Source organism: Serratia sp. UGAL515B_01, from assembly GCF_033095805.1.
Classification (GTDB): Bacteria; Pseudomonadota; Gammaproteobacteria; order Enterobacterales; family Enterobacteriaceae; genus Chania.
On record NZ_CP109901.1, the window covers coordinates 603867 to 626384 of the forward strand.

Annotated in this window: 16 protein-coding genes; 15 read left to right on the forward strand and 1 reads right to left on the reverse strand. The window is 48.1% G+C overall.

Features of this window, described 5'->3' with window-relative positions; all coding sequences use genetic code 11:
• Entirely contained in the window at positions 1–1575 is a 1575-nt protein-coding gene (gene leuA, locus OK023_RS02915) for a 2-isopropylmalate synthase (protein WP_317694695.1), read from the reverse strand.
• Between the two features lie 1308 nt (positions 1576–2883).
• Here leuA and leuO point away from each other — a divergent pair.
• The 15 genes from leuO to murG all read left to right on the forward strand — a co-directional run bounded on the left by leuO (position 2884) and on the right by murG (position 22511).
• The gene (gene leuO / locus OK023_RS02920; RefSeq protein ID WP_317694696.1) at positions 2884–3831 is read left to right on the forward strand and encodes a transcriptional regulator LeuO; all 948 of its coding nucleotides are present in this window, start codon (positions 2884–2886) and stop codon (positions 3829–3831) included.
• 714 nt (positions 3832–4545) lie between these two features.
• Entirely contained in the window at positions 4546–6351 is a 1806-nt protein-coding gene (locus OK023_RS02925; protein ID WP_317694697.1) for a long-chain fatty acid--CoA ligase, read from the forward strand.
• 566 nt (positions 6352–6917) lie between these two features.
• On the forward strand, positions 6918–8636 hold the full coding sequence (gene ilvI, locus OK023_RS02930) for an acetolactate synthase 3 large subunit (RefSeq protein WP_317694698.1): 1719 nt from the start codon (positions 6918–6920) through the stop codon (positions 8634–8636).
• Entirely contained in the window at positions 8636–9130 is a 495-nt protein-coding gene (gene ilvN / locus OK023_RS02935) for an acetolactate synthase small subunit (RefSeq protein ID WP_317694699.1), read from the forward strand. Before ilvI ends, ilvN begins: the two co-directional genes overlap by 1 nt.
• 381 nt (positions 9131–9511) lie before the next feature.
• On the forward strand, positions 9512–10516 hold the full coding sequence (gene cra / locus OK023_RS02940; RefSeq protein WP_317694700.1) for a catabolite repressor/activator: 1005 nt from the start codon (positions 9512–9514) through the stop codon (positions 10514–10516).
• Positions 10517–11490: 974 nt separating this feature from the next.
• A complete protein-coding gene (gene mraZ, locus OK023_RS02945; RefSeq protein WP_317694701.1) occupies positions 11491–11949 on the forward strand; it encodes a division/cell wall cluster transcriptional repressor MraZ in 459 nt (152 codons plus the stop codon).
• A 2-nt stretch (positions 11950–11951) separates the two neighbouring features.
• Positions 11952–12893, forward strand: a complete 942-nt coding sequence (gene rsmH / locus OK023_RS02950) for a 16S rRNA (cytosine(1402)-N(4))-methyltransferase RsmH (RefSeq protein WP_317694702.1) — start codon at positions 11952–11954, stop codon at positions 12891–12893.
• Positions 12890–13207, forward strand: a complete 318-nt coding sequence (gene ftsL / locus OK023_RS02955; RefSeq protein ID WP_317694703.1) for a cell division protein FtsL — start codon at positions 12890–12892, stop codon at positions 13205–13207. Before rsmH ends, ftsL begins: the two co-directional genes overlap by 4 nt.
• Positions 13208–13250: 43 nt before the next feature.
• A complete protein-coding gene (locus OK023_RS02960) occupies positions 13251–15014 on the forward strand; it encodes a peptidoglycan glycosyltransferase FtsI (RefSeq protein ID WP_317694704.1) in 1764 nt (587 codons plus the stop codon).
• Entirely contained in the window at positions 15001–16488 is a 1488-nt protein-coding gene (gene murE / locus OK023_RS02965; RefSeq protein WP_317694705.1) for a UDP-N-acetylmuramoyl-L-alanyl-D-glutamate--2,6-diaminopimelate ligase, read from the forward strand. The genes OK023_RS02960 and murE overlap by 14 nt, the downstream gene beginning before the upstream one ends.
• Positions 16485–17846 carry a UDP-N-acetylmuramoyl-tripeptide--D-alanyl-D-alanine ligase gene (gene murF / locus OK023_RS02970; RefSeq protein ID WP_317694706.1) on the forward strand — a complete coding sequence of 454 codons (1362 nt, stop codon included), beginning with the start codon at positions 16485–16487 and terminating at the stop codon, positions 17844–17846. The genes murE and murF overlap by 4 nt, the downstream gene beginning before the upstream one ends.
• On the forward strand, positions 17840–18922 hold the full coding sequence (gene mraY, locus OK023_RS02975; RefSeq protein WP_317694707.1) for a phospho-N-acetylmuramoyl-pentapeptide-transferase: 1083 nt from the start codon (positions 17840–17842) through the stop codon (positions 18920–18922). Before murF ends, mraY begins: the two co-directional genes overlap by 7 nt.
• 2 nt (positions 18923–18924) lie before the next feature.
• Positions 18925–20244 carry a UDP-N-acetylmuramoyl-L-alanine--D-glutamate ligase gene (gene murD, locus OK023_RS02980; RefSeq protein WP_317694708.1) on the forward strand — a complete coding sequence of 440 codons (1320 nt, stop codon included), beginning with the start codon at positions 18925–18927 and terminating at the stop codon, positions 20242–20244.
• On the forward strand, positions 20241–21443 hold the full coding sequence (gene ftsW / locus OK023_RS02985) for a cell division protein FtsW (RefSeq protein ID WP_317694709.1): 1203 nt from the start codon (positions 20241–20243) through the stop codon (positions 21441–21443). Before murD ends, ftsW begins: the two co-directional genes overlap by 4 nt.
• Positions 21444–21446: 3 nt before the next feature.
• A complete protein-coding gene (gene murG / locus OK023_RS02990) occupies positions 21447–22511 on the forward strand; it encodes an undecaprenyldiphospho-muramoylpentapeptide beta-N-acetylglucosaminyltransferase (protein WP_317694710.1) in 1065 nt (354 codons plus the stop codon).
• Positions 22512–22518: the final 7 nt, after the last annotated feature.

The window sequence follows — 22518 nt, forward strand, 5'->3', positions numbered from 1 at the left end:
TCACACCGTTTCCTGATTATTTTGATGTTTATTTTGCTGCAGACGCTGTTTTTCTTTTTCTACCTGCTGTGAGCGCCAAATATTATTCAGCACGTGAATCATTGCCTTGGCAGAAGATTCAACAATGTCGGTTGCCAGACCAACGCCGTGAAAACGGCGGCCGTTATAAGAAACCACGATATCAACCTGACCTAACGCGTCGCGTCCCTGACCTTTAGCGGTCAGTTGGTATTTTACCAGTTCAATAGGGTATTCGGTAATGCGGTTGATGGCTTGGTAAACGGCATCTACCGGGCCATTTCCGGTAGCGGCTTCTGATTTCTCTTCATTACCGCAGATCAGCTTGACCGAAGCGGTTGCCATAATGCTGCTACCGGACTGTACGCTGAAGTATTCCAGGCTGAACTGCTCTGGCTCTTCCTGCTGCTTATTGATGAAAGCCAATGCTTCCAGATCGTAATCAAAAACTTGGCCTTTCTTGTCGGCTAATTTCAGGAAAGCGGTGTACAGAACGTCCAGATCGTAATCCTGTTCCTTGTAGCCCATCTCTTCCATACGGTGTTTTACCGCAGCACGGCCGGAACGCGAGGTCAAATTTAACTGCACATCTTTCAGACCAATGGTCTGCGGTGTCATGATTTCGTAGTTCTCACGATTTTTCAACACGCCATCCTGATGGATGCCTGATGAGTGCGCGAAGGCATTGGAGCCTACGATAGCCTTATTGGCCGGGATTGGCATATTGCACAGTTGACTGACTAACTGGCTGGTACGGTAAATTTCCTGATGATTGATATTAGTGTGCACATTCATAATGTCCTGACGGACCTTGATCGCCATGATCACTTCTTCCAGTGAACAGTTACCGGCACGTTCGCCAATACCGTTCAATGTTCCTTCCACCTGCCGTGCCCCCGCCTGCACTGCGGCTATAGAGTTACCCACTGCCATACCTAAATCGTCGTGACAGTGAACGGAAATAATGGCTTTATCAATGTTAGGTACGCGGTTATACAGTGTAGTGATGATGCCGCCAAACTGATTCGGTGTGGTGTAACCGACAGTATCTGGAATATTGATGGTGGTAGCACCAGCATTGATTGCGGCCTCGACTACTCGGCACAGGTTATCAATCGGCGTGCGGCCTGCATCTTCACAAGAGAACTCAACGTCATCGGTATAATTGCGGGCACGTTTCACGGAACGTACTGCCATCTCCAGAACTTCGTCGAAAGAACGTTTTAATTTTGATTCGATATGTAAGGTAGAGGTGGCCAGGAACACGTGGATACGGAAAGCTTCGGCAACGCGCAACGCTTCGGCAGCGACGTCGATGTCTTTATCAACACAGCGAGCCAGGCCGCAAACTCGGCTATTTTTGATCTGGCGTGCGATGGTCTGTACGGACTCAAAATCACCAGGGGAAGAAACCGGGAAACCGACCTCCATTACATCGACCCCCATCCTTTCCAGCGCCATGGCGATCTGAATCTTTTCCTTTACGCTCAGGCTTGCCTGTAATGCCTGCTCTCCATCACGTAATGTGGTATCGAAAATAATGACTTGTTGGCTCATCGTGTCTTTCCTTGTCGTATGTGTTTCACGCTAAGCGGGCAAAAAAAAACCCGCGCAGTAGCGCGGGTTCTTATAGATGATTGGCTGAATCAGTACTGAACTCTGGCCACCAGCATACCGCGCAATAGAGATGCGTTTAGTAGTAGGCTTAGTAGGCGGTTAGTGCGGTTCATCACAATCGGTTTCTCAAAAATTATTTCGTTACATGATTGATACTTTATTGGCTTTGTTATGTCAATACCTTCTGGAAAAGAAGGCGTGCTGTAGGCTGTTTTTTAATTGCCGAAGTGCCCTCCTGGTTGGTGCTCATTGAGTGCATTGGTACATTTTTCGTCGTCTATTTGGCATACCTTACAATGCAGTTCACGTTTAGCACTGTGCTCCAAAGATCGCCAGTGGTGTTAGCAAGCAATTAAAACACAGCATAGTAACTGGCGTTACCGGTCAACAGGCAGAAAAAAGGTGATTAGATGAAGAAAAGGAGTTGTTTTGCGATTTTTTTAGCATAAATTGCATCGATATTGTGCTGTGGCATTGATTCTAATAACTGCTCGGTTAAACTCTCCAATTGCAAAAAGGTGAGTAGGTACAGGATGATGCAAACAATCTAAAGTCACCATTGTATTCACTATGTGAATTTATGGTCTTTTTATATTGTTTATACATATTAATTGGATTGAATGATACATGAGAGTCAATGAAGTGGGACTAAATCTCCTTATTCGAATCGTGTATAATTGTCCATCATCTGATTTTATGGTCTGTTCAGATAGTTGATGAGTGCTATTCAAGAGCTCGCTACTCAGGTGTTTACCTGCCAAATTTTGAGAGTCATTAGGTTGTACCCCTTTAATTGTCTATGGTGTTGTTGCAGCCCTAAAAGCACGTCGCCAATGTTAAAGGTATCGATAGGCTAATCCAAACCTGACAACGCAAAGAACGAACGGGATTTTTGGGTGGCCCCATTTGATTGCATTGTGACGTTATTTTTTGCTTATTTTTTCATGTCTTAACTCAAGGCTCGAGTTTTGCCCTGCACTCAAATAACTGCCAGTGGCGATAACGTGTAATTAAGGGACACAATTTTGGCACGTTTCAGATGGGTTTTTCAGATGTGATATGTTTGCAAACCAAACCTTAATATAATGTGTTGTACCATTTTTATAGGATGATGCTCGATTGTTATCTACAGTAGATAGTCAATAGGGATAACTAATTCTGCTATGCAGGAACAATGACACCACACTTTCTGTGACATTGCCTTGCATGTTGGCGGAATTATCTACATAGGACTTAGTGGAGCGTGAGATGTCTGAATATAATTCAGGAACTGTCTTGGAAAAAGAAAACAGTGATATTCACCTGCGTAGCGTGGACCTTAATTTGCTTACTGTTTTTGATGCCGTCATGCAGATGCAGAATATTACTCGTGCGGCAAATTCGTTGGGTATGTCACAGCCTGCGGTAAGTAATGCGGTAGCGCGTTTGAAAGTTATGTTCAACGATGAGCTTTTTGTTCGTTTTGGCCGTGGGATCCAACCCACTATGCGTGCGCGCCAGCTTTTTGGTCCCGTACGGCAGGCATTGCAATTGGTCCAAAATGAGCTGCCTGGAGCAGGTTTTGATGCCCTGAGCAGCGAGCGTACTTTTGTGCTCTCTATTTGTAGCCCGCTAGACATACGTCTGACAGCCAAAATAATCAACAACGTCAAAAAAATGGCACCTAATGTGCGGTTGCAGACAAAATCCGATTTAAGTAAGAACATTGAGCACCAGTTACGTTACCAAGAAATGGATTTCGTTATTGGTTATACCCGCTTTGAACAGCCTGACTTTCAAAATATTACATTATTTGATGATGAGTTAATCCTGGTTGCGGCACACTCACATCCACGGTTGTTGAATAGTCTTACCCAAGAACAACTGTTGGCTGAGCAGCATGCAGTCATTTCGTTAGAACGTTTCTGCTCTTTTAGTAAACCCTACTACCGAGAAGAAGTGATACAGCGGGTTATCACGCAACAATGTACCGATCTTTTCAGCGTATTGAATATTGTTTCAATGACTGAAATGGTGGCAATTACCCCGCGATGGTTTGCTCAGCAACATGCGGAAATGCTCGGTTTAAAATTAATTCAATTGCCATGGAAAAAGAAAAGTGTGGCTTGTTATCTTTCTTGGCATGAGTCCGCTGAACGTGATAAGGGACATCAATGGATGAAGTCCGTGCTGAGTCAATCTGAATTATTGCGTTAAGTCAGTGATTTATTAACCCTGCGTACTTGCGTGTGCGTAGGGTTAATGCTGGTAGATATTGGGGAAGAGGTAATAACATGTTTGCTAGCAATCAAGAAAGTTCTCTTTTTTAAGCGGTGACTTTTAAATTTCTTAATTATTTGAAATGAAATTCTGAAAAAAAAGTTATAATTGGTGTTTTAAACTAAATGAATCACTGCAGTATTTATCTTTATCTCACACGTTGAATGAAAATTTTATAAATTTTTTCACGCGGTGTTGATATGTGACACAAGTCGCTAAATAAAGACTCGCTGCGAGTCTGTGTTCCATGTCCAACTCGTCTGAAGCTTAAAATGTCGCGGTATTCAGCACATCTATTCAGAAATTACATTTTTGTTGCTTCCTCTATGGCATGCAAATCGATTCCGAACGATTTGTTTAGGTATAATTATTACTCATCTGAAGCGCTTATCTGAGTGAAGTCATCGGGGGTTACTCGATAGCGACCTGTACTTACAGTAATACTGAAGGACTCTCAATTTGTCGAAATCCAGCAGCGAAGTAGTGAAAGTAATCTGAATTTAAGCTCACACAACTACGCTGAAATTCCTTTTCTGGCTTAGATAGAGTAGGTAGACTGCGCAAAAAAAGTAAACACGTGTAAGCTGATATGTGAAAGCTTAAATTTCGATCACGGTCTACTGTTTGATTCATTTCAGGCTCAGGGCGCTTATGACCAACACTTTATCGCAATACCATCTTGTTCATCGTATACAACATCAGATTTCCTACCGCGCTGAGCGTACGGCTTTCCGCCAGTGGTCCCCTCAGGGAGAAACACGGCTGAGTTGGTTGCAGGTCGGGCAACACACCCATCATATTGCTTGTGCTTTGCTTGCTCTCGGTGTGGAGGTTCAGGAACGCATCGCTATTTTTGCCAATAACTGCATGGCTTGGTCGTTAGCTGATCTGGCGATCCTGCAGTTGCGAGCTGTCAGTGTACCGCTTTATGCCACCAATACGCCTACCCAGGCGGCATTTATAATCAATGATGCTGATATTCGTGTTGTTTTTGTCGGCGAACAGGAGCAACTAGATGCAGCAATTGCACTTCGTGGCCTGTGCCCACAACTCAAACATATTATTGTGTTCGATGATACTGCCGATTTGCGTGGTTGCGATATTGCTGAGTACCTGAGTCATTTTGAGCAAGCGGTTGAAATTAAAAGTTTTAATAAGTTGTTTCAGCAACGGATTGCCGAGAGTAACTTGCAGGACTTGTTTACGCTGATCTACACCTCGGGTACAACTGGAGAGCCGAAAGGCGTAATGCTCGATTACCAAAATATGGCAGCACAATTGCAATTGCATGACGATCGTCTGACGGTAACTGAGGATGATGTCTCCCTCTGTTTCTTGCCGATGTCGCATGTTTTTGAGCGTGCCTGGAGCTTCTTCATTATGCATACCGGTGCGCAGAATGTTTATTTACCAAACACCGAGTGGGTGCGTGAAGCGATGGTTGCCGTACAGCCAACACTAATGTGTGCAGTACCGCGTTTTTATGAGAAGGTTTTCAGTGCAGTGCATGAGAAAGTTGCGCGTGCTCCATGGTTGCGTCGAGCTTTATTTCATTGGGCTATTGTTTGCGGTGAGCGAAAATTCTTGCAGGAACGAGCAGGAAAACCGCTTGGCAAGCTGTTTGATCTTTCGCATCGTTGGGCAGATAAGCTGGTGTTGAGCAAATTACGCTCACTCTTAGGTGGTCGTGTTCGATTTTTGCCTGCTGCTGGTGCCAGGCTGGATGACAATGTCATCCTTTTCTTCCAGGCGATGGGAGTGAACATAAAATACGGTTACGGTATGACAGAGACCTGTGCCACGGTATCTTGCTGGGAAGAAAATAATTTTCGCTTTGGCTCTATTGGTAAACCGCTGCCGGGAATAGACGTGCGGATTGGTGACGAGAGTGAAATACAGGTTCGCGGCCCAATCGTTATGCGTGGTTATTTCAATAAGCCGTTGGAAACAGCAAGCGCGTTTACCGTCGACGGTTGGCTCAAGACTGGTGATGCTGGTGCGATCGATGATAACGGTAACTTGTTTATTACCGAACGGTTAAAGGATCTGATGAAAACTTCTGGCGGTAAATACATAGCCCCGCAAATGCTAGAAGGAACCTTGGTACAAGATCGATTTATTGAACAAGTGGCTATCATTGCTGATGCACGCAAGTTTGTTTCGGCGTTGATTGTGCCAAGTTTTGAGTCGCTGGAAGAATATGCCAAATCGATAAACCTAAAGTATCATGATCGACTTGAGTTGCTGCGTAACGGTCAGATTATTGAAATGTTCGAAAATCGGTTGTGTGAGTTGCAAAGGGAGCTGGCTCTCTTTGAGCAGGTGAAAAAATTTACTCTATTGCCGAGGGCTTTTTCAATGGAGTTGGGGGAACTGACCCCAACGCTAAAACTACGACGTAAGATCATCTTGCAGCATTATCACAATGAGATTGAGTCAATGTATCAGGAAAAGTGATGGTACTCATGCCACGAGCGTTGGGTAGATAGTAATACTTCTGTAATTGTTTCACTGTGCAAAACAATGTCTAGCTGAAATTCCGTCCAGCTAGTGGATTGTCACTTTAGACCGGCGATCCTCAGCAAGATAGCAATACCCTTACTTTTGTTAATTTTTATGTCGTTTGCCTGACCCTGAGTCAAACGTTATGTTAAGAGATAAAGCCTAGGCTGTGTCCCATAACTGTACGCGACAGCCGCTGGCGATCATTTACGCGCAGAGCAAGGCGTGAGCCGTGAGGTTTGGTGGGCCAAATAAACGGCGAACAACGCAGCAATACGCGCAAATGGCCCCAGCCCTTAGGGGCGCGCCCCAAAAGCCCATTCTTTGTGTTGTCGGGCTTGAACAGAGGACCGCACTCTGCCCCTCACCCTCCGCCTTGATAATGGGCTTTTGGGTCTGCGACGGCACCACGGACAATTAAGGGACACAGCCTAGATAGTTCATTAATTTTTGGGGGTCATCCCCATTACAGACGCCGTGTTTTGGCGTTATAGAAGATATGTAAGCCTGGAGGCGAACTCATGGAAATGTTGTCAGGGGCCGAGATGGTCGTCCGATCATTGATTGACCAGGGTGTTAAGCACGTATTCGGCTATCCCGGCGGTGCAGTACTTGATATTTATGATGCCCTCCACACGGTTGGGGGAATAGATCATATACTGGTAAGGCATGAGCAGGGTGCAGTGCATATGGCCGACGGCTATACGCGTGCTACGGGAGAGGTAGGGGTTGTGCTGGTCACGTCAGGCCCAGGAGCAACCAATGCTATAACTGGCATTGCCACTGCCTACATGGACTCTATCCCGATGGTGATACTTTCTGGTCAGGTTCCCAGCTCGCTGATTGGCTATGACGCCTTTCAGGAATGCGATATGGTCGGGATCTCCCGCCCTGTAGTTAAACATAGTTTTTTGGTTAAACGCACAGAAGATATTCCTTCCGTATTGAAGAAAGCATTCTACCTAGCTTCTACTGGCCGTCCAGGGCCGGTGGTTATCGATCTGCCTAAAGATATCGTTGGTCCAGCAGTGAAAATGCCATATTCCTACCCAAAAGAAGTCAGCATGCGCTCCTACAATCCCACGGTTCAAGGGCACCGTGGGCAAATAAAACGTGCACTGAAGACCATGCTATCGGCCAAAAAACCGGTGATGTATGTAGGGGGCGGGGCGATCAATGCAGGTTGTCACCAGGAGCTGTTGCAGTTGGCAGAAAAACTCAATTTTCCGGTTACTTGCACACTGATGGGGCTTGGTGCGTTTCCAGGCACTCATCGGCAAAGCGTTGGTATGCTGGGAATGCATGGCACTTATGAAGCCAATAACACCATGCACCATGCTGACGTTATTTTTGCTGTCGGTGTGCGTTTCGATGATCGTACTACTAATAATCTGCTCAAATATTGTCCGGATGCGACAGTATTACATATTGATATTGATCCAACCTCCATTTCAAAAACGGTTGATGCCGACATCCCGATTGTTGGTGATGCCAAACTGGTACTGATGGAGATGTTGGAATTGCTGAAGCAGGATGGGCAAATACAAGATTTTGATGCGCTGCGTGATTGGTGGCAATCCATTGAACAATGGCGCGCGCGTAATTGCCTAAGCTACAACAAAGACAGCGGAACGATTAAGCCCCAGGCTGTAATTGAGACTCTGCACCGCCTGACCAAAGGTGATGCTTATGTTACGTCTGATGTAGGTCAACACCAAATGTTTGCTGCACTTTACTATCCGTTTGATAAGCCGCGTCGTTGGATCAATTCCGGGGGGCTGGGAACGATGGGGTTCGGATTACCTGCAGCACTGGGGGTAAAACTGGCTCTGCCGGAAGAAACGGTAGTGTGTGTCACTGGTGACGGTAGTATTCAGATGAACATCCAGGAGTTATCTACCGCGTTGCAGTACAACTTGCCCGTTGTTGTGGTTAACTTGAACAACCGTTATCTCGGAATGGTGAAGCAATGGCAGGATATGATCTATTCTGGCCGTCATTCACAGTCCTACATGGATTCCCTACCAGACTTTGTCAAACTGGCAGAAGCCTATGGTCACGTAGGGATAGCAATTCGCACACCCGATGAGCTGGAAAGCAAGTTGGTACAGGCGTTGGCAGAAAAAGAACGTCTGGTGTTTGTTGATGTGACCGTCGATGAAACCGAACATGTTTATCCGATGCAGATCCGCGGTGGAAGCATGGACGAAATGTGGTTAAGCAAAACGGAGAGAACTTGATGAAGCGCCGTATCTTATCTGTCTTACTGGAAAATGAATCCGGTGCGTTGTCGCGCGTTGTCGGACTGTTCTCTCAACGCGGCTATAACATAGAAAGTTTGACGGTGGCACCAACGGACGATCCTACTCTGTCACGTATGACGATCCAGACGGTGGGAGATGAGAAGATCCTGGAACAAATTGAAAAACAGCTGCATAAACTGGTCGATGTGCTGCGTGTTACTGAATTGATCCAGGGGGCGCACGTTGAACGCGAAATTATGCTGGTGAAGCTCCAGGCTAGTGGCTATGGGCGTGAAGAAGTAAAACGTAGTACAGATATTTTCCGTGGGCAGATTGTTGATGTGACCGCTTCCCTTTACACCGTCCAGCTAGCGGGCACCAGTGATAAACTCGATGCTTTCCTCAATACTGTACGTGAAGTGGCTGAAATCGTTGAAGTGGCGCGTTCGGGAATTGTAGGTGTATCGCGCGGTGACAAGATCATGCGTTAAAGTTGCTTTACTGTTGAGGTTGATGACAAGGTATTTTTTCGTCTTAGATACACAGCCTAGTGCAACGGAAGAATATAGGTTAAAACCTTTTTAACATACGTCAACAGTCTGGTTCTGGATAGAGGGCGTGGCTTGCAGACCACGCCCTTTCTTTTTACTTTTTGCCCTTTTACTGGCACCTTATCTGCAAAAGCGATTGCTCATCAATGAGTTCTGCTGTTAGATCCAAATACAGGGGTGAATAATCATAGTGCCTGTGAGGCAGGGTTACTTTTATCTTTATCCTTTCAATCAGCTGCATTTGCGCGCAAGTTGAAAGCGATTAAGGTATAACCGCAATTTTGTTTCTATTCTATTTTCAGCGTCATTAAAGGGGTTAACGTGAAACTGGATGAAATCGCGCGTCTCGCAGGCGTTTCGCGCACTACGGCCAGTTATGTCATCAATGGCAAAGCGAAGCAATATCGTGTCAGTGATAAAACCGTCGAGAAAGTGATGGCCGTAGTCAGGGAACACAACTATCACCCAAATGCTGTCGCTGCTGGGTTGCGTGCAGGCCGCACAAGATCAATCGGTTTGGTGATACCTGATCTTGAAAATACCAGTTACACGCGTATTGCCAATTATCTCGAACGTCAGGCACGTCAACGAGGTTATCAACTGCTTATTGCCTGTTCTGAAGATCAATCGGACAATGAGATGCGTTGCGTTGAACATCTACTGCAGCGCCAGGTTGATGCGATCATTGTTTCAACAGCACTACCGCCTGAACATCCTTTCTATCAACGCTGGGCCAACGATCCGTTCCCGATTATTGCATTGGATCGTGCCCTAGATCGTGAGCATTTTATCAGCGTCGTTGGTTCCGATCAGGAGGACTCATTTGCTCTTGCACAGGAACTTCGCGGCTTCCCGGCTAAATCGGTGCTGTATCTTGGTGCTCTGCCTGAACTTTCAGTCAGCTTCCTTCGTGAACAGGGTTTTCGTCAGGCTTGGCAGGATGATGAACGCCAGGTGGATTATCTCTATGCTAACAGCTACGAGCGTGATGCTGCGGGTATTCTGTTTGCCGAATGGCTAAAAACACATCCTATGCCGCAGGCGCTATTTACCACGTCTTTTTCTCTGTTACAGGGGGTAATGGATGTGACGCTTAAACAATATGGACGTTTGCCGGCAGATTTAGCCATTGCTACTTTTGGTGATCATGAGTTACTTGATTTCCTTGAGTGTCCGGTGCTCGCTGTGGCGCAGCGCCATCGTGATGTTGCTGAAAGGGTGCTTGAACTCGTGCTTGCCAGTCTTGACGAACCGCATAAGCCTAAAGCAGGTCTGACGCGTATTCGTCGCAATTTATTCCGCCGCGGAAGTTTGAGTCGAAAATAAATCAAAAGGGGGGTGTTTTGTATGTATGCCCCTCATTCTGAAGCACGTCTCTGAGTGTGGCGAAAGTCGCGTTCAACTCACAAACTGTAAGCGCTAACAGCTTGTCATCAAGGCAAAAATCAGAGAAGCGTTTTTCTTAAACTCTATAGCGTTAATGTTCTTTTATGTATAAAAGTAGTTAAATACTCTGCTATAAGCACTTTGCCATTTTTATATTTTACTTTTAATCAAGGAGTCACCTTATTTTTTACCGTTTGCTTGAGTTTCATCCTGCTTGATGAAGGAGAAAACCAATAAATTAAGAATGATCTTTTTATTTAACTCATTTAAAACAATGTGTTATGGTGTTTTCTTTGTTTTATGATTCTTATGACACCGTTAATGGGAATACTCTTAAATTTGCTGAGTTCCTGAGATTAATTGTAAACGGGTGTTTTGGAAAAAATCTTGCCAGCTAGATTTAAATTGTATTGCATGGTAAGCCATCTCCAAATGGTGTAATTTTACGCGTGTTTTTTAAAGAGATAATTGAAGTAAAATAGTGCGTAGTAAGTCGCCAAGTCCTCATTATGCTCATTAAGTCAATGGGTTATGACATTCAAGCTCAAATGAACTAACCAAGGTTAAGCCTTTTTCCAATGCGGATTTAAACAGGTGGTCATCTGTGATTGCTATGTTGAAAAGTGAGACTTGTGTGGCAGAAGGAAGTCATTGAGTTATTTAATCGTCAATTTTGATGGTTTTGTTCTCATTTTTCTCGATTGTAAAATAATCCTCTTTAATCATGGTGTTATTTTTTATTTATTAAATAAATAAAGTTCCTTTCGTGAGTTCGTTCGCAAAATGACTAGAGAAATATTGCCTAACCGATCTTTCTCTGGCTTGACAAGGTTTTCATACCCTCCGTAAACTCCATGTGTGTGGGAAATTGTGGTGTAAAGTGGTGAAAAAAGTCACCAGGGAGTAGCTCAGGCATGTTCCGTGGAGCAACGATGGTTAACCTCGACAGTAAAGGTCGGCTTGCTGTACCTACCCGCTACCGGGATTTACTGAATGAGGAATCGCAAGGTCAAATGGTTTGCACCATTGATCTCCATCAGCCCTGCCTACTGCTTTACCCGTTACCCCAATGGGAAATCATTGAGCAAAAATTATCTCGTCTGTCGAGCATGAATCCCGCTGAGCGCCGTGTTCAACGCTTACTTTTAGGGCATGCCAGCGAGTGTCAGATGGATAGTGCCGGTCGGTTGCTGTTAGCCAGTACGCTGCGCCAACATGCCGGGCTTACCAAAGAAGTGATGCTGGTTGGGCAGTTCAACAAGTTTGAACTGTGGGATGAACAGACCTGGTATCAACAAGTCAAGGATGATATCGACGCTGAACAGTCCACTCAGCAACCATTGTCTGAGCGGCTACAGGATTTGTCATTATAAGCATGCAGCAAAACTATAAGCATACAACCGTCCTGTTGGATGAGGCCGTCAATGGCCTTAACATTCGCAGTAATGGAATATACATCGACGGTACTTTTGGTCGCGGTGGCCATTCTCGTTTGATTCTGTCTCAACTGGGGCCAGAAGGGCGCCTGTTGGCAATTGATCGTGATCCGCAGGCAATTGCTGCGGCTCAGTCTATTGAAGATCCGCGTTTTACTATCATACACGGTCCGTTTTCTGAGCTATCACACTACGCACAGGAGCGTGGTTTGGTTGGTAAAATCGACGGTGTTCTGCTCGATCTTGGTGTTTCGTCCCCTCAGTTGGATGACGCTGAGCGGGGGTTTTCCTTCATGCGTGATGGCCCGCTGGATATGCGCATGGATCCTTCTAGTGGCCAATCAGCCTCTCAATGGCTGATGAAAGCTGAGGCGGATGACATTGCTTGGGTTCTGAAAACTTTCGGTGAAGAGCGTTTTGCCAAACGTATTGCTCGCGCCATTGTAGAAAGGAACCTTGCGCAACCGATGACGCGTACCAAGGAACTGGCTGATTTAATCGCTAATGCCAGCCCGGTCCGTGAAAAACATAAGCATCCAGCAACGCGCAGTTTCCAGGCGATCCGTATCTATATCAACAGCGAACTCGAAGAGATCGAACGTGCCCTTGATGGCGCACTGGCGATACTGGCCCCACAGGGGCGCCTATCGATTATCAGTTTCCATTCGCTTGAAGATCGCATCGTCAAACGTTTTATGCGTCATCACAGCCGTGGCGCACAGGTTCCAGCGGGTATTCCGCTAACAGAGGCACAGCTTCGTGAGATGGGGGGGCGCACACTAAAAGCATTGGGCAAAATGATGCCTTCTGAAACTGAGGTTGCGGAAAACCCACGTGCTCGCAGCTCAGTGCTACGTATAGCAGAGAGGATGCCAGTGTGATTGGCGAGCGTCACAGCTTAGTCGGCGTTATTGGCGGTGATTTGCTGCGTAATGGCAAGATCCCGCTGATTCTTTTGCTGGCCGCGCTGGTTTCCGCTGTTTTTGTGGTGACGACGGCGCATCGAACGCGCTTGTTGACAGCTGAACGTGAGCAGCTTGTTTTAGAGAGGGATGCGCTGGATATCGAATGGCGAAACCTGATTTTGGAAGAGAACGCGCTTGGCGATCATAGTCGTGTAGAACAAGTCGCCATCGAGAAGTTACACATGCAGCACGTTGATGCCTCACAGGAAAATATCATCGTCAAACCATAAATGATTTAGCCGAAATAACGACACGGAGCAAAAAGAGAAACGCATGAAAGCAGTACGGCCAGGTAAGCTCAAACGTCAGGAAGATCAAGCCAGCTTTGTCAGCTGGCGTTTTGCGCTGTTGTGTGGCTGTATTTTACTGGCGTTGGGGGGACTCATCGTGCGTATGGCTTATCTGCAGGTAATCAATCCTGAACGACTGGTAAAAGAAGGTGATATGCGTTCATTACGCGTACAGGAGGTCCCTACTGCACGCGGCATGATCAGTGACCGAGCAGGGCGCCCACTGGCCGTGAGTGTCCCGGTGAATGCCGTTTGGGCAGATCCGAAAGAACTAAACGAGCATGGTGGGATCACGCTGGATTCGCGTTGGAAGGCGCTTTCTGAAGCGTTGGAAATTCCGTTTGATCAGCTCTCGAATCGAATTAATGCCAATCCGAAAGGGCGGTTTATTTACCTTGCACGCCAGGTTAACCCGGCAATAGGTGACTACGTCCATAAGCTGAAGCTGCCAGGGATCTACCTAAGTCAGGAATCTCGGCGTTATTACCCCGCAGGGCAAGTAACCTCTCATATTATTGGTGTGACTAATATCGATGGTGAAGGAATTGAAGGGGTTGAAAAGAGCTTTGATCGCTGGCTGACAGGTCAACCCGGTGAACGCATTGTACGTAAAGACCGTTACGGTCGTGTCATCGAGGATATTTCTTCCGTGGACAGCCAGGCGGCGCATAATCTGGCATTGAGCATTGATGAACGTTTGCAAGCCTTGGTTTACCGGGAGCTGAGCAATGCAGTGGCTTTCAACAAGGCGGAGTCCGGTACTGCCGTGCTGGTGGATGTCAATACCGGCGAAGTATTAGCGATGGCCAATAGCCCCTCGTACAACCCAAACAATATGATGGATACGCCAAAAGACACCATGCGTAACCGTGCCATAACCGATATTTTTGAACCTGGTTCCACAGTGAAGCCGATGGTGGTAATGACGGCATTGCAGCATGGCGTGGTGAAAGAAAACAGCGTGCTCAATACCATCCCTTACCGCATTAACGGCCATGAGATTAAAGACGTGGCACGTTATTCGGAACTGACCATTACTGGGATCTTGCAGAAGTCGAGTAACGTCGGCGTTTCAAAGCTGGCGTTAGCGATGCCATCCTCAGCGTTAGTAGATACTTACTCACGTTTTGGGCTGGGAAAAGCGACCAATTTGGGGCTGGTCGGAGAAAGCAGTGGCTTATACCCAAAAAAACAACGGTGGTCTGACATAGAGAGGGCCACCTTCTCTTTCGGCTATGGGCTAATGGTAACACCGTTACAGTTAGCGCGAGTCTACGCAACGATCGGCAGTTTGGGCATATATCGCCCACTATCGATCACTAAAGTCGATCCTCCGGTTGCCGGGGAGCGAATCTTCCCTGAGCCAATAGTACGCACGGTGGTGCATATGATGGAGAGCGTCGCCTTACCTGGCGGTGGGGGTGTGAAAGCTGCCATTAAGGGTTACCGCATTGCGATTAAGACTGGTACAGCAAAGAAAGTCGGACCGGATGGTAAATACGTCAACAGATATATCGCTTATACTGCTGGCGTAGCGCCTGCCAGCCAACCGCGTTTTGCTTTGGTAGTGGTCATTAATGACCCACAAGGTGAAAGCTATTACGGCGGTGCGATCTCTGCACCGGTGTTCGGTGCCATTATGGGAGGCGTGCTACGGATCATGAATATTGAGCCAGATGCGCTGCCTGCCGGTGACAAAAGCGAATTAGTCATAAACAGTAAAGAGGGTTCAGGTGGCAGATCGTAATTTGCGCGATTTACTCGCTCCGTGGGTGCCATCAGCACCCGAGCGCAGGCTTAGGGAAATGATATTAGACAGCCGTATCGCGGCTGCCGGGGATCTGTTTTTAGCCGTTGTTGGGCATCAGACGGACGGACGCCAGTATATTCCGCAAGCCATCGCACAAGGTGTTGCTGCTGTTATCGCTGAGGCTGAAGGGCTGGCAGAAGACGGTAAAGTCTGTGAACTGCATGGCGTGCCAGTGATCTACTTGAACCAGCTCAATCAGCGTCTTTCTGCTTTGGCTGGGCGTTTTTATCATCAGCCTGCAGAACGCCTTAGTTTGATTGGCGTTACGGGTACCAATGGTAAAACCACTACGACACAATTGCTGGCGCAATGGAGTGAACTGCTGGGTGAGAAAGCGGCTGTAATGGGAACAGTCGGCAACGGGCTGCTGGATCAAATTTGCCCAACAGAAAATACTACCGGTTCAGCGGTAGATATTCAGCATATCCTGCATGACCTTACGGAGCTTGGGGCAACCTTTGCCGCAATGGAAGTCTCTTCACATGGTCTGGTGCAGCACAGAGTAGCTGCTTTACCGTTTGTTGCTGCTGTATTTACCAATTTGAGCCGTGATCATCTGGATTACCATGGTGATATGGCCAGCTACGAAGCAGCGAAATGGTCATTGTTTGCTAATCATGACGTCGGGCACGCAATCATCAATGCTGATGATGAAGTCGGACGGCGCTGGTTGGCAAAATTACCGGATGCAGTTGCTGTCACTATGCAAGATAATTCGTTGCCTGATTGCAGCGGGCGTTGGTTGAAAACAATTGCGGTGAACTATCACGATAACGGCGCAACCGTTCACTTTAGCTCAAGTTGGGGTGAGGGTGAAATTGAAAGTCGTCTGATGGGGGCGTTCAACGTCAGTAACCTGCTTCTTGCCCTGGCAACACTGTTATCACTCGGTTATTCGTTGGATGAACTGGTTAAAACCGCCAATCAATTACAGCCCGTTTGTGGCCGTATGGAAGTATTCAATGCCCCTGGTAAACCGACCGTTGTAGTAGATTATGCCCATACCCCCGATGCGCTAGAAAAAGCCCTCGAAGCGGCTCGCCTGCATTGTCAGGGAGAGCTTTGGTGTGTGTTTGGCTGTGGAGGCGATCGTGACAAAGGTAAGCGCCCACTTATGGGAGGGATTGCCGAGCAGTTTGCTGACCGTGTAGTCGTGACAGACGATAACCCCCGTACTGAAGATCCACAGTCGATCATCAAAGATATTCTGACCGGGTTGCTGGATTCGGGGCGTGTGCAGGTGATCCATGGACGTGCAGAGGCCGTTACCAGTGCTATTATGCAGGCAAAAGAACAAGATGTGGTTTTGGTGGCGGGAAAAGGTCACGAGGATTACCAATTAGTGGGTAACCGCCGATTAGATTACTCTGATCGGACTACTGTCGCACGGTTGTTGGGAGGTGTGGCATGATCTCTGTCTCAATTAAGGCGTTGGCCGATATATTGGGCGCTGAATTGCTCGGCGCTGATTGCCAACTTACTGAAGTGACAACGGATACGCGGCAGATCACTACGGGTTGTCTGTTTGTTGCGCTTAAAGGCGAACGTTTTGATGCGCATGATTTTGCCGCTGATGCTGTTGACTCAGGTGCCGGTGCACTCCTGGTAAGTAAGCGCTTATTGGTGGATGTGCCACAACTGATTGTAAAAGACACTCGCCTTGCCTTGGGTCTGCTTGGTGCATGGGTACGCCAGCAGGTACCCGCTAAAGTTGTGGCGCTGACCGGTTCATCGGGCAAAACCTCGGTGAAGGAAATGACAGCCTCAATTTTGCGCGAGTGCGGCAATGTTCTGCACACCGCCGGTAATTTCAATAACGACATTGGCGTACCGCTGACGTTGCTTCGTCTAGAGCCGCAGCACGATTTTGCCGTCATTGAGTTGGGGGCGAATCATATTGGTGAAATTGCCTATACCACCTCGTTGACGCAACCGCAGAGTGCGCTAGTAAATAATCTGGCAGCCGCACATCTAGAGGGTTTCGGCTCACTGGCTGGTGTCGCTCAGGCTAAAGGAGAGATTTATTCTGGTTTGCCTGCGAACGGTATTGCAATTATCAATGCCGATAGTAATGACCAGCCAGGCTGGAGGGTGCAATTAGAGGGTAAAAAAGCCTGGCGCTTCTCGCTGCAGGCAAATGAAGCAGTCGATTTCTATGCCAGCGATGTACAAGTGAAAGGGGGACAAACTCATTTTACTCTGCATAGCCCGTTCGGAATGATGGCGATCGTATTGCCGCTACCGGGACGCCATAACGTTGCTAATGCGTTGGCAGCTGCAGCGCTGGCGATGTCGGTTGGTGCATCACTTGAAGCGGTAAGCGCTGGATTAAAACAACTTCAAGCCGTACCGGGGCGATTATTCCCCATTGTGTTGGCAGAAGACAAGTTATTGCTGGACGACAGTTACAACGCCAATGTGGGGTCAATGAAGGCCGCTGTACAGACGTTGGCTGAGATGCCCGGCTATCGCGTGATGGTCGTCGGCGATATGGCTGAGTTGGGGGAGGAAGCTGAAGAGTATCACCGTCAGTTGGGTGAAGCTGCTCGAGTAGCCGGTATTGATAAAGTCATCGGCGTTGGGCCATTTAGTAAAATACTGTGTTCTGCTGCCAGTAACGGCGAACATTGTCAGGACAAGACAATAGTGACCGCGCGCGTTGCGGAATTACTGTCAGCATATGCGGTAATTACCGTGTTAATTAAAGGCTCACGTAGTGCCGCAATGGAGCAGGTAGTACGCGCTTTACAGGAGAAAGCACCATGTTAGTTTGGCTGTCCGAGCATTTAGTTAAATATTACTCGGGTTTCAACGTCTTTTCTTACCTGACGTTCAGAGCCATTGTCAGCCTGTTGACTGCGCTGTTTATCTCTCTGTGGATGGGGCCAAGGGTAATCAAGCGCCTGCAGGAAATGTCATTTGGTCAGGTGGTACGCAACGACGGCCCAGAGTCACACTTTAGTAAACGTGGTACGCCGACTATGGGCGGTATCTTGATCCTGACCTCAATTACTATTTCGGTTTTGATGTGGGCATATCCGTCGAATCCTTATGTTTGGTGCGTACTGTTCGTGCTGGTGGGTTATGGAATCGTGGGTTTTGTTGATGATTACCGCAAGGTCGTGCGCAAGGATACCAGGGGGCTAATTGCCCGCTGGAAGTATTTCTGGCAATCGGTGATCGCACTGACGGTCGCATTTACCATGTACGCAGTAGGAAAGGATACGCCAGCCACTGAGCTGGTTGTGCCATTTTTTAAAGACATCATGCCACAGCTTGGTTTGTTGTATGTGCTGCTGGCGTATTTTGTGATAGTTGGCACCAGTAATGCGGTCAACTTGACTGATGGGCTGGATGGATTGGCGATTATGCCAACCGTGTTTGTCGCTGCTGGGTTCGCGTTGGTGGCTTGGGCGACGGGTAATACGAACTTCGCCAATTATCTGCATATCCCTTATCTGCGTCATGCGGGTGAATTGGTGGTTGTTTGTACAGCAATAGTCGGTGCTGGCTTGGGTTTCTTGTGGTTCAACACTTATCCGGCGCAGGTCTTTATGGGTGACGTTGGTTCTTTGGCATTGGGAGGGGCGTTAGGCACCATCGCCGTGCTACTGCGCCAAGAGTTCTTATTGGTCATTATGGGCGGTGTGTTTGTGGTAGAGACTTTGTCTGTGATCTTGCAGGTAGGGTCTTTCAAATTACGTGGACAACGTATTTTCCGCATGGCGCCGATTCATCATCACTATGAACTGAAAGGCTGGCCCGAACCACGCGTCATCGTACGCTTCTGGATTATTTCATTGATGCTGGTGCTAATTGGCCTGGCAACCCTGAAGGTACGGTAATTATGGTGGATTATCAGGGTAAAAAAATCGTCATCATCGGGTTGGGCCTCACCGGTCTGTCTTGTGTTGATTTCTTTATGACGAGAGGCGTTACGCCGCGTGTTATGGATACCCGTATTTCGCCGCCAGGGTTGGATAAATTGCCAGAGAGCGTTGAACGGCATCTGGGGGGGCTGGATCAGGCGTGGCTGCTGGCTGCAGATTTGATTGTCGCCAGCCCAGGGGTCGCGTTGGCAAACCCGTTCTTGAACGCAGCGGCAGATGCCGGGGTAGAGATTGTTGGTGATGTGGAATTATTCTGCCGTGAAGCTAAGGCACCTATCGTGGCGATCACCGGGTCCAACGGAAAGAGTACGGTGACTACGCTGGTCGGAGAAATGGCCAAAACAGCAGGTTGGGCGGTAGGTGTTGGTGGCAACATCGGTCTGCCAGCGTTGAGCCTATTGAATAACGAGTACGAACTCTACGTGTTGGAGTTGTCGAGTTTCCAACTGGAAACCACCCACAGCCTGCGTGCGGCTGCTGCCACGATCCTGAACGTGACCGAAGATCATATGGATCGTTATCCATTGGGTTTACCACAGTATCGTGCCGCCAAACTGCGGATCTATGAAAATGCAGATGTCTGTGTGGTAAACGCGGATGATGCGCTAACTATGCCAGAGCATGGTGCTGATAAACGCTGTATCAGCTTTGGTGTTGACGTCGGTGACTACCACCTTAATCGGCAGCAGGGGGAAACCTGGCTGCGGGTAAATGGTGAGAAGATCCTCAATACTCGCGAGATGAAACTTACTGGACGTCATAACTACACCAATGCGCTTGCTGCTCTGGCGTTGGCTGATGCCGTCAAAGTGCCACGAGCTTCCAGCCTGAAAGCCTTGACAATTTTTACCGGCTTGGCGCACCGCTTTCAACTGGTATGGGAGCATGAAGGTGTGCGCTGGATTAATGATTCTAAGGCGACTAACGTTGGCAGCACTGAAGCTGCCTTAAATGGGTTGCATATCGACGGGGTTCTACATCTGCTATTGGGGGGGGATGGCAAGTCTGCTGATTTTTCATCGCTGGCGCGTTATTTACAGGGTGGCAATATCCACTTGTACTGTTTTGGCCGTGATGGAGAACAGCTTGCACGGTTGCGCCCGGAAGTGTCTGTGCGAACTGAAACGATGGAACAAGCTATGCAAATCATTGCTTCCCGCGTGAAGTCGGGCGATATGGTGCTACTGTCCCCAGCCTGCGCCAGCTTGGATCAGTTCCGTAATTTTGAAGAGCGTGGCGATGAGTTTTGCCGTTTGGCGAAGGAGCTTGGTGGATGAGACTTCGGATGCCGACGTTTGGTCTTGCTAACAAACTGAGAGATTGGGTTATGGGGTCGCGTGAAAGCGATCAGGTCAATATGGTGTTGTATGACCGTACCCTGCTTTGGCTGACATTTGGTCTGGCAACTGTTGGTTTCGTTATGGTGACTTCGGCATCAATGCCTATTGGCCAGCGTTTGGCCGAGGACCCTTTCCTTTTTGCCAAACGTGATGCGATCTACCTTGCCTTAGCATTTGCTTTGGCACTGGTAACGCTGCGTATTCCCATGCAAGTGTGGCAGCGTTACAGCAACGTTATGCTACTGCTTTCTATGGTTATGCTATTAATCGTTCTGGTTGTGGGTAGTTCCGTTAATGGCGCATCACGCTGGATCTCCCTGGGGCCATTGCGCATTCAGCCTGCCGAATTGTCCAAGCTGGCGCTATTTTGCTACCTGTCGAGCTATCTGGTACGCAAGGTTGAAGAAGTTCGCAGCAACTTTTGGGGCTTCTGTAAGCCGATGGGGGTGATGGTAGTATTGGCGGTATTGCTGCTGGCGCAGCCTGATTTGGGAACCGTGGTTGTTTTGTTTATTACCACTCTGGCGATGCTGTTTCTTGCTGGGGCGAAAATGTGGCAGTTTCTGGCAATTATCGGTTCCGGTGTGTTTGCTGTGGTGCTGTTGATCATTGCAGAGCCTTACCGCATGCGCCGTGTCACTTCTTTCTGGAATCCGTGGGCCGATCCGTTTGGTAGTGGCTATCAACTGACCCAATCGCTGATGGCTTTTGGGCGCGGAGAGTTATGGGGGCAAGGACTTGGGAACTCAGTGCAGAAACTGGAATATTTACCTGAGGCACACACTGACTTCATTTTCTCCATTTTAGGTGAGGAATTGGGCTATATCGGTGTGGTTTTGGTCTTGTTAATGATATTCTTCGTCGCTTTTCGCGCTATGTCGATTGGGCGCCGGGCGTTGGAGATTGATCAACGGTTTTCCGGTTTTCTGGCGTGTTCGATAGGCGTCTGGTTCAGCTTCCAGGCGTTGGTGAACGTTGGTGCTGCCGCAGGTATGCTGCCAACCAAAGGGTTGACGTTGCCGCTGATCAGTTATGGTGGTTCAAGCCTAATTATTATGTCGACGGCGATTGTACTGTTGTTGCGCATTGATTATGAAACACGCCTGACTAAAGCTCAGGCGTTTGTGAAGAGGTAGCGGATGAGCGGTAAAGCTAAGCGTTTAATGGTGATGGCAGGCGGTACCGGCGGGCACGTGTTCCCTGGTTTGGCTGTCGCGCATCATCTGATGGCGCAGGGCTGGCAGGTTCGCTGGCTTGGAACTGCAGATAGGATGGAAGCCGATCTGGTACCTAAACATGGGATAGAGATCGATTTTATTCGTATTTCTGGCCTGCGCGGCAAAGGGCTGAAGGCTCTGCTTACCGCTCCTGTCAGGATCTGGCGTGCGGTACGTCAGGCAAAAACGATTATGCACAACTACCAGCCTGATGTGGTGCTGGGAATGGGGGGCTACGTTTCTGGTCCTGGCGGCTTAGCGGCTTGGTTATGCGGTATTCCAGTGGTGCTGCATGAACAAAACGGCATTGCTGGCCTTACCAATCGTTGGTTGGCCCGGATCGCCAGGACGGTTTTACAGGCTTTTCCGGGAGCTTTTCCGAATGCAGCAGTGGTTGGTAATCCTGTTCGTACCGATGTTCTGGCACTTCCCCTACCATCTGAACGCTTGAGTGGTCGTTTAGGGCCTGTTCGCGTATTGGTGTTTGGCGGAAGCCAGGGGGCTCGTGTACTGAATCAGACAGTTCCTGAAGTCGCCGCGCTTTTAGGCGATAGAATTACGCTTTGGCACCAGGTTGGTAAAGGCGCGTTGACAACCGTTTTGCAAGACTACGAAAGGTTAGGGCAGAGTCAACACAAAGTGACCGAGTTCATTGATGATATGGCAGCGGCTTATGCTTGGGCGGATGTGGTGGTGTGCCGCTCTGGTGCGCTGACTGTCAGTGAAGTGGCAGCGGCAGGATTACCGGCCATTTTTGTCCCATTTCAGCACAAAGATCGCCAGCAATACTGGAATGCACGCCCGCTGGAAGAGGCTGGTGCGGCAAAAATTATCGAACAACCTCAGTTTACTGCCAGTGTGGTGGCTGATCTGCTAGCGAGTTGGGATCGCCAAACGTTACTGGCAATGGCTGAAAAAGCACGTACGGTTGCGATCCTTGATGCAACGGAACGTGTGGCAGCGGAAATTATTCGCGTAGCCAAATAATACAGGG